The organism is Ruegeria sp. AD5 (assembly GCF_056542345.1).
On record NZ_JBQFZR010000002.1, the window covers coordinates 700,078 to 714,969 of the forward strand.

Below are 14,892 nucleotides of genomic sequence, written 5' to 3' on the forward strand. Positions count from 1 at the left end.
TTCACAGTTTCGGGTCAGGATTGACCGTATGGCCATCCACCGCGATTACCTGACCCGACACCAGCCTCGCTGCATCTGAAGCCAGGAATACAGCCATGTTCGCAATGTCCTGCGCCTCCACAAAGCGGCCCATGGACGTGCCCGAGGCATAGCCGCCGTAAACCTGATCTCGGGTCATGCCCTTGGCATCGGCCTCGCGCTGCAACACGCCCTCCATGCGTGGTCCTTCAACCGAACCCGGGCAGATCACATTGCAGCGGATACCGTGCGGCCCAAGCTCCATCGCCAGCGTTTTGCCTAATCCCACCATGCCCCACTTGGCCGCCGCATACGGCGCGCGGTTGGGGTATCCGTACTGGCCTGCAGTCGATGAAGTGATCAAGATCGCGCCGCTGCGTTGCTGTTTCATCAGAGGTGCGGCGTATTTAGAGCACAAAAATGACCCCTCTAGATTGATGGAAAGGCATGACCTCCAATCCGTCAGGGAAACGTCCTCAACTGCTGCGGTGGGACCCGCTATCCCCGCATTCGCACAGAGCACATCAAGCCCGCCCCATTCGGTCTCAAGGTCGGCAAACGCAGCCGCGACAGCATCCTCATCCGACACATCAAGCTGGCTTTGCTTCCAATGCGCCGGGCAATCCGCCAACGCATCCGCATCAACATCCGCAACCCAGACCTGAGCCCCGGCAGCATCAAACGCTTCAGCCATGGCCCTGCCGACGCCAGAGGCGCCTGCGGTAATCAAGACCCGGCTGCTCATGCGGGCTTGCGGATCGCCGCGCCCGCGCCTTCGGGATAAGGCAACCCGGCCTGCGCCTCGGCAACCCGTGCCATCGCGGCCTCGATCTCGGGTGAAGGTCGGCTGGGGCGTCGGGTCTCAAGGCTGACATGCAGAAGAAAGCTTTCGCCTGTGGCCAACAGCGTTTCACCCTCGTACATGCTGTGGAAGACATGCAGCTTCTTGCCCTGCCCTAACAGCATCTGCGTACGGCATTCGATCCGCGACCCCGCATGGGTCTCCTGCATGTAACGGATGTGATTTTCGGCAGTGAAATAGCTGCCGCCTGTCGCGATATACTCCATATCGCAGCCAATGATTTCCATGAAACGATCCGTGGCTGCTGCAAAGGCCTCCAGATATTTAGCTTCATTCATGTGGCCATTGTAGTCGGTCCAATCCAGCGGAACGGCGCGCGACAGCGTGAGGATCGGCTGGCTCAGATCCGCCTCGTCCAGCGTCGGCAGCGCTCCTGGCTTCAAGGCCGCATCATGCTGGTTCAATACCGCCCCTGCACCATAGTTCTGGGCCTTCAGCGCCCGCATCATACCAACGAGGTTATTGTCCCGGATACGCTCCAACTCGCGGATCGAGTGCTTGCCAGACTGCGCATCCGACTGATCCGCAATCAAGTCGACCAGTTCGTCGGTAAACTCGGGCACATCCATGAGCTTGGTCCAGGGCCATTTCAGCGCCGGGCCGAACTGAGCCATGAAATGCCGCATCCCGGCTTCGCCACCGGCCACGCGATAGGTTTCGAACAGTCCCATCTGGGCCCAACGGATACCAAAACCCATGCGGATGGATTCATCGATCTCTTCGGTCGTTGCGATGCCGTCTTTCACCAGCCAAAGCGCCTCGCGCCACACCGCCTCGAGGAACCGGTCAGCAATATGCGCGTCGATTTCCTTCTTGATGTGCAGCGGGAAGAACCCCACCGAGGTCAAAAGATCTTTGGCCCGCGCGATCAAGTCAGGTGAATTCTTGTCGGTCGGAACCAGTTCGATCAGTGGCAACAGGTAGACCGGGTTGAACGGGTGGGTCACCACGATCTGCTCGGGTCGCAACGCGCCTTCCTGCAACTCCGAGGGCTTGAACCCGCTGGTCGAGGACCCGATGATTGCATCTGGATCACAAGCCCCCTGCAAGCTCTTGTAAACCTTCAGCTTCAGATCGAGCCCTTCCGGTACGCTCTCCTGAATCCAGATCGCGCCCTGAACTGCCTCACCGAGATCGTCATGAAAGCTCAGGGTCCCTTCGGGCGGCAGAGGTACATCGCTCAACCCCGGCAAAGAACGGCGCGCGTTATCTAACACCTCACCGACCTTCCTCTCGGCTTCAGGGTCGGGATCGTATACCCGAACATCCCATCCGTTCAGCAGGAATCGGGCAGCCCACCCGCCACCGATCACACCGCCTCCGATGATTGCTGCTGTTTTTGCTTGCTGTTCTTTGCCCACGATCCGCCTCTTCATCTGGCCAAAAATATCTCGGGGGTTTGGGGGCTGGCCCCCAATCCGCGACTACTTCGCAACCGGAGCCCGCTTAGTAAGCCCCAGCTTCTCACGTACTTCCTGCGGCCCGATCACCCGCGCGCCCATGTTTTCGATGATGCTGCCAGCACGCTCGACCAACTGCCAGTTCTCAGCCAGAACACCCTTTTCCAGCCACAGGTTGTCCTCCAGCCCGACGCGCACATTGCCGCCCGCCAGAACCGAGGCCGCGACATACGCCATCTCACTGCGCCCCAGCGAAAACGCGCTGAACGTCCAGTCCTCCGGCACATTGTTCACCATCGCCATAAAGGTGTTGAGATCATCCGGAGCCCCCCATGGCACCCCCATACATAGCTGGACCAGAGCGTTCGGTTCCAGAACACCCTCTTTCACCAGCTGCTTGGCGAACCACAGATGGCCGGTGTCGAAGGCCTCGATCTCGGGCTTCACACCCAGATCGGTCATCATCTGCCCCATCGCCCGCAGGGCGCCGGGCGTATTGGTCATCACATAATCGGCCTCGGCAAAGTTCATCGTGCCACAATCCAGAGTACAGATTTCAGGCAAGCACTCCGCTACATGTGCAACACGTTCAGTCGCACCAACCAGATCGGTTCCGGCCTCTGCCAAAGGCAGCGGATATTCGATCCCGCCGAACACCATATCTCCGCCCATGCCCGCCGTCAGGTTCAGAACCGCGTCTACGTCGGCATCGCGAATGCGGTCCGTGACTTCACGGTACAGCGCCAGAGCGCGTGAAGGCGCACCGGTCTCGGGGTCGCGCACATGGCAGTGCACCACGGCCGCACCGGCTTTCGCTGCAGCAATTGCACTATCGGCAATCTGCTTCGGCGAACGCGGCACATGTGGGCTGCGATCCTGTGTCCCGCCCGAGCCGGTGACGGCACAGGTGATAAAGACTTCGCGGTTCATTTCCAAAGGCATGGCGTTATCCCCAGCTTATACCCGGTTTTACCGTGGGTTTTCCCCAGGCTTCTCCCCGGATTCCGATTTGCGTCAACGCCAACTCTGACGCAGCCTTGAGGGAACCACTTAGCAAAATGCGAATCAGACTTGATGAAATCCGCAAAAAACATACTGCAGCCCGAACATCGCGCCCTGAAAACGGCGGTGCTGGTGCTGGACGAATGCAACACACTCAGCTTCGCCGCCGCCGTCGATCCGATGCGTGCTGCCAACCGACTGGCGGATCGGCCCGCTTTTGATTGGGACTACGTCACGGCAACCACAGAACCCGCGATGTTGACCAGCGCCCTGAATGTGCAGGGCATTCCCCTGGCCCGGATGCAGGGCTGCGATCTGTTGATCGTAGTTGCCGGATTCCAATTGGCCCGTCACGCGACGCCCAGCCTGCTCGCCGGGCTCCGCAGGATCGCGGCCACTGGTGCAACAATCGCCGGGATCGATGGCGGCCCCTGGTTGCTGGCTGAGGCTGGATTGCTCGACGGTCACGCCGCGACGACCCATTGGGAGGATTTGGAGAACTTCGCTGCGCGCTTTCCCAATGTCGATGTGCGCCCTGACCGATTTACCGTCTCCGATACACGCCTAACCTCCGGCGGCGCCGTCCCGGCGATCGATATGATGCTCCATATTATTGCTGCACGTCATGGCGCGGGCTTTGCCGCCCGCGTGTCCGGGCTATTCCTCTATGAAGGTGCGTCTCAGCCCTCAAAACCACAAAGCCGCACCGGTGCGCCGCACCGTCACACCGCGCTCACAGCCAAAGCCAACTCATTGATGGAATCCTCACTGGACGACCCCCTGTCCCTTGCGCACATCGCCGATAGACTCGGCACTAGTACGCGCACCCTGCAGCAGCAGTTCCGCCTGCGCCTGAATACAACTCCACAGGATCACTACCTGCAACTCAGACTGGCCGAGGCCCGCCGACTGGTTACCGATACCGACCTGCCGCTGATGGACGTGGCGCTGGCCACCGGCTTCGCCTCGCAATCCAGCTTCGCCCGCGCGTTCCGAACCGCCCACGGCCTCACGGCTCGCGACCTCAGGCAAGACCGTACGCAACCAACCCATCACTGACACGATCCAACTTCATCTGGCATAAAATACCTCGGGGGAGTCGCCAAAGGCGACGGGGGCAGAGCCCCCATCCCTTCAATATGGCATCGGAAACGCCCGATGCGCCGCACTGATCTCGGCCATCACTTCGGACGACAGCTTCAAATCCTTACCCGCCAGAATATGTTCTAGCTGCGCTACATTTGTCGCGCCAAAGATGGTTGAGGCCATGAAAGGACGGCTGCAACACCACGCCAGTGACATGTGGATCGGGTCCAGCCCATGCCGCGCGGCGACATCCAGATAAGCCGCCACTGCATCAAAAACGCGATCTGTTTTGCGCCCGCCCATATTCGGCACCAGCGCCATGCGTGATCCTTCTGGAACAGCACCCCCTTGATATTTCCCAGTCAGGAAACCCGCCGCCAACGGTGAGAATGATAGTAGCCCGACATCTTCCAGAAGACACAATTCAGCCAGGTCGGTATCGAATAACCGGCAGAGCAAAGAATATTCGTTCTGGATCGACGCGACCCGAGGTCCACTAACCTCATCCGACGCCCGCAACCACTGAGCGGTACCCCAAGCGCTTTCATTCGACAGACCAAAGGCACGGATATTGCCCTTGTCCACCTGCGCCTGCAGAGCGATCAGGCTTTCGCGCATCTCGTCCATAATCTCGTCACGGTTGTGACCCGAGGGCGCATAGTCCCAGTTCTGTCGGAACATGTAGCTGCCACGATTTGGCCAGTGGAACTGATAGAGATCTATGCAATCAGTCTGTAGACGACGCAGTGAACCCTCTATCGCCTCAGGTATGGTCTCTTTCGAGATTGGGGCGCCATTGCGCGCATGCACGAACCCTTCACCAGAGTGTTTCGTGGCCAGCACATAGTCCCCTCGACGCGAACGATTGGCGGCATTCCAATTGCCAAGAATCTCTTCGGTCCGCCCGACCGTCTCTGCCGAGATCGGGTTCACCGGATACATCTCAGCCGCGTCGACAAAGTTGATCCCACCCGCAAGCGCCATGTCCATCTGGCGGTGCGCCTCAGTTTCCGAGGTCTGAGTACCAAAGGTCATTGTCCCAAGACATAAATCCGACACCATGATCCCGGTGCGGCCCAAAGGCTTCATATCCATTTGAAATCTCCTAAAATATATTTGTGGCCGATCAAGCCTCGGCCTTTTTCTCCCATCGTCCGGATTCCTCGGACCAATACTGTGCCGAACATCCCGCCCCGGTCAGAGCCTTCCACTGCCCGCGCGCATGTTGAACCGCCTCCGGATCATTCCCGTCGAACAGAATGCAGACACGCTCCATGGTCGAAACTTCCTCCGCCTCAACCGTTGCCCCATCGACAGCCATTACACAGGTCGCGCCATTTGCTGCCCCTTGGCCGGTCGTCAGCAGAACGGGCTGTGCCGCGTCGTGCGGGCCACCTTCGCGGCCATGCGGCAGGAACCCGTCCTCAGGTCCCAGCCACAATTTCTCATCCAGCCAGTCCATCCGCACAGGGTCGATACCCCGCACGGCAATCCGCCACCCGGCCTGTCGTGCCTTGTCGAGCAGCACAGGCAATGTGTGCTCTAACGGCTGGCGGGTCAGGTGGTAGAAATAGACGGCACCCATGCGCTTACTCGAAATTGTCCCGCACGAACCGGCTTAGCGCGCGGACGCCCCAGCCCGTGGCCCCTTTCGGCGCATAAGAGGTCTCGGAAGAGACAGAGGCCACACCTGCGATATCCAAGTGAATCCATGGCGTCTCTTCCTTGACGAAACGCTGCAGGAACTGCGCTGCGGTGATCGAACCTGCGGGCCGCCCGCCCACGTTCTTCATATCCGCAATGCGCGATTTAAGTTGTTTGTCGTAGCCTTCACCCAAGGGCAGCCGCCATGCGCCCTCGTCCTCGGCCTTGGCCGACTTCAGGAAGGCGTCGCAGAAGGTGTCATTGTTTGAAAACACACCGGCATTCTCATGCCCAAGACCAATGATGACCGCGCCCGTCAGTGTGGCCAGATCGATCATGCCCACCGGCTGGAACCGATCCTGCGCGTACCACATGACGTCACACAGAACCAAACGACCCTCGGCATCGGTGTTGATAATCTCAACCGTATCCCCCTTCATCGAGGTGACGACATCGCCCGGACGGGTCGCATTGCCCGACGGCATGTTCTCGACCAATCCGACCAGCCCCACGACATTGGCTTTGGCGTTGCGCTTGGCCAACGCTCGCATGGTTCCGGCAACGACACCCGCGCCGCCCATGTCCATGGTCATGTCTTCCATGCCTCCGGCCGGCTTCAGCGAGATACCGCCGGTATCGAACACGACGCCCTTGCCGACCAAGGCCAGCGGCGCGTCATCCTTGTCGCCGCCGTCCCATTGCATCACCACAACTTTCGAGGGGCTGACCGAGCCCTGCCCGACGCTCAGCAGCGTACGCATGCCCAGTTCGGCCAGCTTGTCCTCTTCCAGAACCTCGACCTTCAGGCCCAGCGATTCCATCTCGACCAATCTGTCCGCAAACTCAGTTGTCGTCAGCACATTCGCGGGTTCATTTGTCAGATCTCGTGTCATGCGCACACCGTCTGCGACGGCATAGAGCGGCGCAAAGTCAGCTTCGGCCTCCTCCGGCTTGGAGTGACCGATGGTGATCTCACCCGCCGGGTCTGAGTCCTTGGATTTGTGGACATCGAAATCGTAGGCACGCAGTACCATGCCCAAGGCTACCTCTTTGATACGCGCGTGATTGGCGGCCATGACCAGCACGGGTTTGCCCGCTACAGCTTTCGCGAGATTGGCCCCGGCCTTGCGTGCCTCGTCAGAGTCGGGGCGACGCGGCAACACCAGAATATCCAGCGCCTCGGCCACCATTCCGGCAGGCCAGGCCAGCGAAATAACATTACCCGACTTGACCTTGCTGAACCGCTCGCTTTCGACCAGCCGCGCAACCGCGCCTTTGGTTAGGCGATTGGCTCGACGCGCGGCGGGGCTCATCTTGCCATCGGCGGGAATGAGAATGGCCACGCGCCCTTCGGTTTGCGCTATCGCATCAAGGTCAAAGGGGGTGAATCGGACGGGCACAAGACTGCTCATATCATTCTCCTGAAAAATGCGTTGCCCAAGACCTAGCCCGCGCAGCCACCATTGACCAGATAGCAGTTTTCCCCGCCGGGCAATTGCATTATGGTCGCGCGAAAATAACGGCAGGCTCGGGGGAGAGAACGTGACACCAATCGGCAGTTACAGGCCGTCGCGCATGATTCCATGCCCGATTGTGATTCTTGGATGCCGGGGTTTGACGGGGATGCCCACGTGATCCTCGACCGCTATTTTGCCCGCCGCTTTATTCAAAGCTTTCTTGTAATCGGCGGTATTTTTCTGACCTTGATGATCCTGATCGATCTGATCGAACAGGTGCGGCGGTTCGATGGTGTTGACCTATCCTTTGGCCAGTTGCTGCAACTGACGTTGCTGAACACACCGGCCGCGATCAGCGAGATGTTGCCCCTGCTGATGATCCTGGCCACCATCGCGCTGTTTGTCGGCCTCGCCCGCAGCTCCGAACTGGTGGTGACCCGCGCTATCGGGAGATCCGGTATCCGAGCCCTGCTGGCGCCCGTGTTGCTTGCGCTGACCATCGGCGCACTTGCTGTTACTATGCTGAATCCCATCGCGGCCGCGACGTCGGAAGAGTTCCAACGTTTGTCCGATGGCTATCGCAACCAGGGTGGTTCAGCCCTGTCCATCAGCCGCGAGGGGTTGTGGCTGCGCCAGAGCTCAGCCAACGGTCAGTCGGTGATTCACGCAACCGGGACTGTCAACGGCGACCGGTTCGCCCTGCAGAACGTGACCATCACAACGTTCTCATCCGACGGCAAGCCGAACCAGCAAATCTCGGCCCAGCAAGCTGATCTGGAGGATGGATTCTGGACCTTGCATCAGGCCAAAATCTGGCCCATTCAGGACGATCTCAATCCCGAAGCAAATGCCACCAGTCATGAGATCCTGAACCTACCCACAACGCTGACCAGAGACCGGATTCTGGACACTCTCGGGCAAAAGGATTCGGTTTCGGTCTATGATCTGCCCCAGTTGATTCGTGATCTGGGCGAGGCGGGATTTTCAACCAAGCAATATGAGGTCTGGCTGCAAGTACAACTTGCGCGACCCCTGTTTCTGGTTTCGATGGTTCTGATCGGGGCCGCCTTCACAATGCGCCATGTCCGGTTCGGCGGCACCGGAGTTGCCGTGCTAACCGCTGTATTGCTGGGGTTCGGTATCTACTTCATCCGGAATTTCGCCCAAATCCTTGGCGAAAACGGGCAATTACCTATTCTGGTCTCGGCCTGGGCCCCACCCTTTGCGGGCATTCTACTGTCTCTGGGCCTGTTGCTCCATGCGGAGGATGGCTGATGCGCTCCGTCCTGTCTTTGTTGCTGTCGAGTGCACTGATCCTCTCGCTGCCAGCAGCAGCTGCCGCACAGTCCGAACCAGAAGGTGCCGCCAGCGAGGCTGACGCGACTGAACAAAATCAACCCGCCTTACTGGTGGCCGATGAGATATTCATTACCCCGGATCGCAAACTGGTCGCTGAGGGGAATGTCGAGGCCTTCCAGGGCGACGTCAAACTGACAGCGCAAAGCGTCACCTATGATCGCGAAACCGGCGAGTTGACCCTGACCGGCCCAATCCGGATCGATCAGGGCGGAAACAGCACATTGCTGGCCGATTCCGCGCAGTTGGACAGCGGGATACAGAATGGACTTCTGATGGGCGCGCGCATGGTCTTTGACCAGCAAGTGCAGATCGCCTCAGTCCAGGCCACCCGTGCGGCAGGTCGCTATACGCAATTCAGCAAGGTCGCTGCAACCTCATGTCATGTCTGCGCGAATGGCAGACCCCCGATCTGGCAAATTCGCGCCCGGAAAGTGACCCATGACCAGCTTGAACGGCAGCTCTATTTCGAAGGCGCACAGTTCCGAATACTCGATGTCCCGGTCTTCTACTTTCCCACGTTGCGCCTACCCGACCCGACACTTGAGCGGGCGACCGGCTTTCTCGTGCCGTCGATCCGCACCACTTCGCAACTGGGCACTGGCGTTCAGGTGCCGTATTTCTTCAAGATCGGAGATCACAAGGACCTGACTCTGACGCCGTATCTGTCGTCCAAGACCCGCACACTTGGGTTTCGTTACCGACAGGCATTCAAACGCGGGCGCATTCGGCTGCGGGGCTCTTATACACGCGACGACCTGCAGCCCGGTCAGGATCGGGGGTATTTCTTCGCCGATGGCCGGTTCGGTCTTGGAAATGACTACCGGCTGACATTCGATATCAAAACAACTTCGGATGACTCGTATCTGGCAGATTACGGCTTGCCCGATTTTGACCGCCTTCGTAGCGAAATTGCACTTGAGCGGATCAAGCGTGATACGGCGTTCAGAACCAGCTTCATCCACTACAAGTCCCTTCGGGATAGCGAAAATCAGGATGAAATCCCATCGCGTGTCTTCGACATCAACTATCGAAAGCGATTCTTCCCCAGCACCTTAGGAGGTGAAGTTGAACTAAGCCTCGATGGTCACACCCACACGCGAACCAGTGACGAAGATATTATTGGTCGCGACGTCGCCAGGGCAACATTCGATGCGGAATGGCTGCGCAACTGGACCTTTGCGACCGGATTACGTGCAGAAGCATTGGTGGGCGCGTCAGTGGATACGTTCAATATCCGCAATGACAGCGAGTTTCCGAACAATGTAACCCGCTCGACCCCGCGTGCAGCTTTTACCCTGCGCTACCCCATGCTGCGCCGCGAGCAGTCCGGTGCAACACAAATCCTTGAGCCAATCGCGCAAATTGGTTGGACGCATGTTTCGAACAATGACGTTCCCAACGATGAAAGTACCTTTCAGGAACTCGATCAGGGCAATCTTTTGTCCCTTTCGCGCTTTCCGGCCCCCGACCGCCGCGAAGACGGTGCAACAGCCGTTGTGGGCCTGAACTGGTCTCGGTACAATGCTGACGGCTGGCGGGCGCTGGCGACAATCGGACAGGTCTTCCGGTCCGATGCGGATCCGGATTTCACGCTCACATCGGGGCTGCAGGGTACCAAGTCCGACATTCTGCTTGCCGGGCAATTGAATAACGGCAAGGGGCTGACATTGGCCGCGCGTGGGCTTTTAAACAGCGATTTCAGTTTTACCAAAGCTGAAATTCGTGCAGGCTGGTCTAGTGGAGATACGGCAATCTCCGGCGGTTACATCTGGCTCGAACCTGATCCTGCTGAAGCGAATAATGATGAAATCTCGGAATTACGGGTGAGCGGTCGCTACCGCGTAGATCAGAATTGGTTGACCCGAGCCAACGCACGCTATGATTTCAGCGAATCTGAACCACTCCGCCTTGGGTTTGGCGTGACCTACGAAAATGAGTGTGTGCAGGTAAATGTGAACGTCAACAGACGCTTTACCTCCACATCAAGTATTGAGCCTTCGACAGAATTCGGCTTTACCGTTGCCCTGACAGGGTATTCCGTCGAAGGCGATGGACAGAAGTTTAAGAGAAGATGCAGTTGATCTCAGGTTTCACAAAATCTCTCCGCTCTGGCTGCCGTAGATCGGTGCTGCCGGTGCTGGCTGCCGCGCTTGTTGCAATGGCCACACCACAGGTCCAGGCTCAAAGCCTGTTCTCGCCTGCAATCCGGGTCAATCAGGACATCGTCACCTGGTATGAACTTCAACAACGTCAGCAGTTTCTCGAACTGCTCGGCGTTCCGGGCAGTTCCGAGCGCGAAGTCCGCGAAGCCCTGATCGAGGATCGTCTGCGCAAACAGGCGATGCGCGATGCCGGCATCGAAGCCGCGCCCGAAGATATCCAGACCGGGATTGATGAATTCGCCTCGCGCGGCAACCTCAGCAGCGAAGAGTTTCTGCAGCTGCTCAACGATGCGGGCGTATCAAAGGAAACCGTCCGGGATTTTGTTGCCGATCAACTGTCCTGGCGCGACTTTGTCAGTACCCGCTTTCTGTCGCAGGCTCGTCCCTCGGAAGATGAGATCAACCGTGCTTTGGGTCAGGGTGGCGGCGGTGGTCTGCAGGTTCTGTTGTCCGAAATTATCATTCCGGTAACACCGCAGACCCTGGCGCAGGCTGAAGCCCTGGCCGATGAAATCTCACAACTTCCCGATCAAGACAGCTTTTCTTCGGCTGCTACGCAATACTCTGCCGCTGCCACACGCGAGAATGGCGGGCGACTGGATTGGCTGTCGCTCAACAACCTGCCTCCGGCCCTGCAACCCGTCATTCTGGGCTTGAAAAACGGTGAGATCACCGACCCACTGTCGCTCCCGAACGCCGTGGCTCTGTTCCAGATGCGCGGCATCCGCGAAGTTGCCGCAGGTGCCCCAACCTATTCCGAGATCGACTACGCGATCTACTACCTTCCCGGTGGCCGCAGCACCGAAACGCTTGCGAAAGCCGAAAAGCTCAAGGAAGAGATCGACACCTGCGATGACCTCTACGGCATCGCCAAAGATCAATCGCCCGACGTGCTGGAACGCCTTACCCAAAGCCCCTCGGCGATTCCACGCGACGTAGCGCTTGAGCTGGCCAAGCTTGATCCAAATGAGGCATCGGCCACGCTGACGCGCAACAACGGGCAGACGCTGATGTTCCTGATGCTGTGCAATCGCACCCGCAACCTGGGCGAAGACACCACCCGTGTGGACGTGGCAAACGCACTGACCCAGCAGCGGTTGCAGGCCCTTGCAAACAGCCTGCTGGAACAGCTGAGGGCCGACGCTGTCATCATCGAACAATGATCGCCCCAATCGCGCTAAGCTGTGGTGAGCCCGCCGGGATCGGACCCGAAATCGCAGCCAAAGCTTGGGCAGCCCTGCGCGATACCTGTCCGTTCTTCTACATCGGCGACGCATCACATTTGCCCGATGGAACACCCATTACCCGGATCGCCGACCCGTCAGAGGCCACACCGGCCAGCGCCTCGGCTCTCCCGGTGCTGCATTTCGACTTCCCCGCCCCGAACATGCCCGGCCACCCCGATCCAGCAAACGCACTTTCGGTCATCGATTCTATTGAAAAGGGTGTTGAGCTGGTGAGTTCCGGCGCAGCCTCTGCACTGTGTACCGCGCCGATCCACAAAAAGGCGCTGATCGACGGTGCGGGCTTTGCCTTCCCCGGCCATACCGAATTTCTTGCTGCTTTGGCAGGCCGGTCACGCGTGGTAATGATGCTGGCCAGCGAACAGCTCCGCGTGGTTCCGGCCACCATCCACATCCCGCTCTCCCAGGTCCCAAGCGCACTCACCCCAGAAGTGCTGCAAGAAACCATCGAGATCACCGCCCAAGGCCTGCGCACCCAATTCGGTATCCACCATCCTCGCATCGCCATCGCAGGGCTGAACCCCCATGCTGGCGAAGGCGGGAAAATGGGTACGGAAGAACTCGACTGGATCGCGCCACTGATCGCAGACCTCAATCCAGTCGATTGCACCGTGACCGGACCCCACCCGGCAGACACCATGTTCCACGCCGCGGCGCGCACGCGATATGATGCCGCGATTGCAATGTATCACGACCAGGCCCTGATCCCGATCAAGACACTGGATTTCGACCGCGGTGTGAACGTAACCTTGGGCCTGCCCTTCGTCCGGACCTCGCCGGATCACGGCACCGCTCTGGACATCGCGGGCCAAAGCAGCGCGAACCCCAACAGCCTGATCGAGGCCCTGAAGCTCGCCCAGCGAATGGCGCAGTCCCGCTAATGCTTAATCTGGCCCCAAATACCTCCGCCGGAGGCAAAAAAATCGCTGGCGCTCTCCCCGCAACCCGCGCGACGGTAAAGTCATGAGCGCCATCGACTCCCTCCCCCCGCTGCGCGAGGTTATCGCAACTCACCAGCTTTCGGCCCGCAAATCGCTGGGCCAGAACTTCCTGCTCGACCTCAACCTGACAGCCAAGATCGCGCGGCAGGCGGGTGATCTGACTCAATGCGATGTCCTTGAAATCGGCCCAGGCCCCGGAGGTCTGACTCGCGGGCTTCTGTCCGAAGGCGCGCGCAAGGTCGTGGCCGTGGAAAAGGACACCCGCTGCATCGCTGCCCTGAACGACATCGCCGCCGCCTATCCGGGCCAGCTGGAAGTGATCAACGGCGACGCGCTGGAAATCGACCCGCTGGCCCACCTGACACCTCCGATCCGGGTGGCCGCGAACCTTCCCTACAATGTCGGGACCGAGCTTCTGGTCCGCTGGCTCACCCCGCCCGAATGGCCGCCCTTCTGGCAGAGCCTGACCCTTATGTTTCAACGTGAAGTGGCCGAGCGGATCGTCGCCCAACCCGGCAGCAAGGCCTATGGCCGCCTCGCCATCCTTGCCCAATGGCGGGCCGAAGCGCGCATTGCAATGTCCCTGCCACCCGGAGCCTTCACTCCACCGCCCAAGGTCTCAAGCGCCGTGGTTCACCTGACTGCCCTGCCCGAACCCCGCTATCCCGCTGACGCCGCAACCCTGTCGCGCGTGGTTGCCACAGCCTTCAATCAGCGCCGCAAAATGCTGCGGGCCTCACTCAAAGGGGCAGCGCCAGATATCGAGGACCGCCTGATCGCAGCCGGAATCAAACCCACCGACCGGGCCGAGCAGATCCCGCTCGAAGCCTTCTGCGCGCTCGCGCGCGAAATTCGCAAACCCTGAACGAAAAAACCCCAGGCCTTTGCCCGGGGTTTTCATTCAATTCATGATCGAAAAGCGCTTATTCAGCTGCCTCGGGTGCGTCGCCCTTGTCAGCGGGTGCATCCTCAGCCGCAGGGGTGGCAGCCTTTGGCTTCCGGGTGCGCGGGCGGCGCGGCTTTTCCTTACGCTCGGTCGCTTCGGGTTGCTCGGCATCCTTGCTTTCCGGCGTCTCGACCAGCCCTGTATCGGGCGCAGCCGCCTCATTCCCGAAATCCACAACGTCCGGCTGCGGAGCCTCGGCCGGATCGGTCTGACGGGCTGCTTCGCGTTCCTGACGCTCGGCGCGTTCACGATCACGCTCGGCCTGTCGTTCGCGGTTCTGACGCTCTTGCTCTTCGCGGCGCGCTTCGATCTCGCGCTGCGCTTCGCTTAGCATGCGCAGATAGTGCTCGGCGTGTTGCTGAAAGTTCTCAGCTGCCACGCGGTCATTCGACAGCTGAGCGTCGCGCGCCAATTGGTTGTATTTGTCAATGATCTGCTGCGGTGTGCCACGCACCTTGCCTTCGGGGCCCGAGCTGTCAAAAACTCGGTTTACGACGTTTCCGCCAGAAGGACGATTGCGGTTGTTCTTGGCCCGCGAGCGGGATTTGGAAGATCTCATCTTACTTTACGTCAGCCTTATCAATTCACTGTCGATCAACCCGTATCTAACGCTGCTCAGTGGCTTGTGCCGTTACGCGCTATCGACTTTTTGGGCTTGGCGTCAGGGGTGCGCTGAAACAGCGTCAACCTCGCCGACTAATCCTGAGTAAACATGTCCTGAGCGTTCAGACAAGGGGATTCTCGAAAATGTCGCAGCTTTTTTACATCAAT

At 59.4% G+C, this 14,892-nt stretch carries 13 protein-coding genes; 6 read left to right on the plus strand and 7 right to left on the minus strand.

Annotated features, from left to right (window positions below; translation table 11 throughout):
• Window position 1 precedes the first annotated feature (1 nt).
• The 3 genes from ACR0JG_RS12050 to bcoG all read right to left on the minus strand — a co-directional run bounded on the left by ACR0JG_RS12050 (window position 2) and on the right by bcoG (window position 3,222).
• Window positions 2-763 carry an SDR family oxidoreductase gene (locus ACR0JG_RS12050; protein WP_480569991.1) on the minus strand — a complete coding sequence of 254 codons (762 nt, stop codon included), beginning with the start codon at window positions 761-763 and terminating at the stop codon, window positions 2-4.
• Window positions 760-2,241: a carnitine 3-dehydrogenase gene (locus ACR0JG_RS12055; protein ID WP_480569994.1), complete on the minus strand. Its 1,482-nt coding sequence runs from the start codon at window positions 2,239-2,241 to the stop codon at window positions 760-762. Before ACR0JG_RS12055 ends, ACR0JG_RS12050 begins: the two co-directional genes overlap by 4 nt.
• Before the next feature lie 63 nt (window positions 2,242-2,304).
• The gene (gene bcoG, locus ACR0JG_RS12060) at window positions 2,305-3,222 is read right to left on the minus strand and encodes a 3-dehydrocarnitine:acetyl-CoA trimethylamine transferase BcoG (RefSeq protein ID WP_480569997.1); all 918 of its coding nucleotides are present in this window, start codon (window positions 3,220-3,222) and stop codon (window positions 2,305-2,307) included.
• A 132-nt stretch (window positions 3,223-3,354) separates the two neighbouring features.
• On the opposite strand from bcoG, the gene ACR0JG_RS12065 reads away from it, so the two are divergent.
• A complete protein-coding gene (locus ACR0JG_RS12065) occupies window positions 3,355-4,341 on the plus strand; it encodes a GlxA family transcriptional regulator (protein WP_480570000.1) in 987 nt (328 codons plus the stop codon).
• A gap of 75 nt (window positions 4,342-4,416) precedes the next feature.
• On the opposite strand, the gene ACR0JG_RS12070 is transcribed toward ACR0JG_RS12065, so the two are convergent.
• From ACR0JG_RS12070 to ACR0JG_RS12080, 3 genes are read right to left on the minus strand one after another with little or no spacing between them, the layout of a single operon-like run.
• Window positions 4,417-5,463, minus strand: coding sequence for an aldo/keto reductase (locus tag ACR0JG_RS12070; RefSeq protein WP_480570003.1), 1,047 nt, complete (start codon window positions 5,461-5,463; stop codon window positions 4,417-4,419).
• 31 nt (window positions 5,464-5,494) lie between these two features.
• Window positions 5,495-5,953, minus strand: coding sequence for a DNA polymerase III subunit chi (locus ACR0JG_RS12075; protein WP_170732376.1), 459 nt, complete (start codon window positions 5,951-5,953; stop codon window positions 5,495-5,497).
• A gap of 4 nt (window positions 5,954-5,957) precedes the next feature.
• The gene (locus ACR0JG_RS12080) at window positions 5,958-7,424 is read right to left on the minus strand and encodes a leucyl aminopeptidase (RefSeq protein WP_480570007.1); all 1,467 of its coding nucleotides are present in this window, start codon (window positions 7,422-7,424) and stop codon (window positions 5,958-5,960) included.
• Between the two features lie 219 nt (window positions 7,425-7,643).
• Between ACR0JG_RS12080 and lptG the strand changes: the two genes are divergently transcribed.
• From lptG to rsmA, 5 genes are all read left to right on the plus strand, one after another.
• Window positions 7,644-8,744: an LPS export ABC transporter permease LptG gene (gene lptG / locus ACR0JG_RS12085; RefSeq protein ID WP_480571098.1), complete on the plus strand. Its 1,101-nt coding sequence runs from the start codon at window positions 7,644-7,646 to the stop codon at window positions 8,742-8,744.
• Window positions 8,744-10,909 carry an LPS-assembly protein LptD gene (locus tag ACR0JG_RS12090; RefSeq protein ID WP_480570010.1) on the plus strand — a complete coding sequence of 722 codons (2,166 nt, stop codon included), beginning with the start codon at window positions 8,744-8,746 and terminating at the stop codon, window positions 10,907-10,909. The genes lptG and ACR0JG_RS12090 overlap by 1 nt, the downstream gene beginning before the upstream one ends.
• Entirely contained in the window at window positions 10,900-12,153 is a 1,254-nt protein-coding gene (locus ACR0JG_RS12095; protein ID WP_170396753.1) for a peptidylprolyl isomerase, read from the plus strand. The genes ACR0JG_RS12090 and ACR0JG_RS12095 overlap by 10 nt, the downstream gene beginning before the upstream one ends.
• The gene (pdxA, locus tag ACR0JG_RS12100; RefSeq protein ID WP_480570013.1) at window positions 12,150-13,115 is read left to right on the plus strand and encodes a 4-hydroxythreonine-4-phosphate dehydrogenase PdxA; all 966 of its coding nucleotides are present in this window, start codon (window positions 12,150-12,152) and stop codon (window positions 13,113-13,115) included. Before ACR0JG_RS12095 ends, pdxA begins: the two co-directional genes overlap by 4 nt.
• Window positions 13,116-13,197: 82 nt before the next feature.
• On the plus strand, window positions 13,198-14,040 hold the full coding sequence (rsmA, locus tag ACR0JG_RS12105) for a 16S rRNA (adenine(1518)-N(6)/adenine(1519)-N(6))-dimethyltransferase RsmA (protein WP_170636203.1): 843 nt from the start codon (window positions 13,198-13,200) through the stop codon (window positions 14,038-14,040).
• 58 nt (window positions 14,041-14,098) lie between these two features.
• On the opposite strand, the gene ACR0JG_RS12110 is transcribed toward rsmA, so the two are convergent.
• Entirely contained in the window at window positions 14,099-14,680 is a 582-nt protein-coding gene (locus ACR0JG_RS12110; RefSeq protein ID WP_480570017.1) for a DUF4167 domain-containing protein, read from the minus strand.
• Window positions 14,681-14,892: the final 212 nt, after the last annotated feature.

Bases quoted from the DNA above. Each gene is read 5' to 3' on its own strand.
- ACR0JG_RS12050 (WP_480569991.1), bottom strand. From the start codon at position 763: ATGAGCAGCCGGGTCTTGATTACCGCAGGCGCCTCTGGCGTCGGCAGG.
- bcoG (WP_480569997.1), bottom strand. From the start codon at position 3,222: ATGCCTTTGGAAATGAACCGCGAAGTCTTTATCACCTGTGCCGTCACC.
- ACR0JG_RS12065 (WP_480570000.1), top strand. From the start codon at position 3,355: ATGAAATCCGCAAAAAACATACTGCAGCCCGAACATCGCGCCCTGAAA.
- ACR0JG_RS12070 (WP_480570003.1), bottom strand. From the start codon at position 5,463: ATGGATATGAAGCCTTTGGGCCGCACCGGGATCATGGTGTCGGATTTA.
- ACR0JG_RS12075 (WP_170732376.1), bottom strand. From the start codon at position 5,953: ATGGGTGCCGTCTATTTCTACCACCTGACCCGCCAGCCGTTAGAGCAC.
- ACR0JG_RS12080 (WP_480570007.1), bottom strand. From the start codon at position 7,424: ATGAGCAGTCTTGTGCCCGTCCGATTCACCCCCTTTGACCTTGATGCG.
- ACR0JG_RS12090 (WP_480570010.1), top strand. From the start codon at position 8,744: ATGCGCTCCGTCCTGTCTTTGTTGCTGTCGAGTGCACTGATCCTCTCG.
- ACR0JG_RS12095 (WP_170396753.1), top strand. From the start codon at position 10,900: ATGCAGTTGATCTCAGGTTTCACAAAATCTCTCCGCTCTGGCTGCCGT.
- pdxA (WP_480570013.1), top strand. From the start codon at position 12,150: ATGATCGCCCCAATCGCGCTAAGCTGTGGTGAGCCCGCCGGGATCGGA.
- rsmA (WP_170636203.1), top strand. From the start codon at position 13,198: ATGAGCGCCATCGACTCCCTCCCCCCGCTGCGCGAGGTTATCGCAACT.
- ACR0JG_RS12110 (WP_480570017.1), bottom strand. From the start codon at position 14,680: ATGAGATCTTCCAAATCCCGCTCGCGGGCCAAGAACAACCGCAATCGT.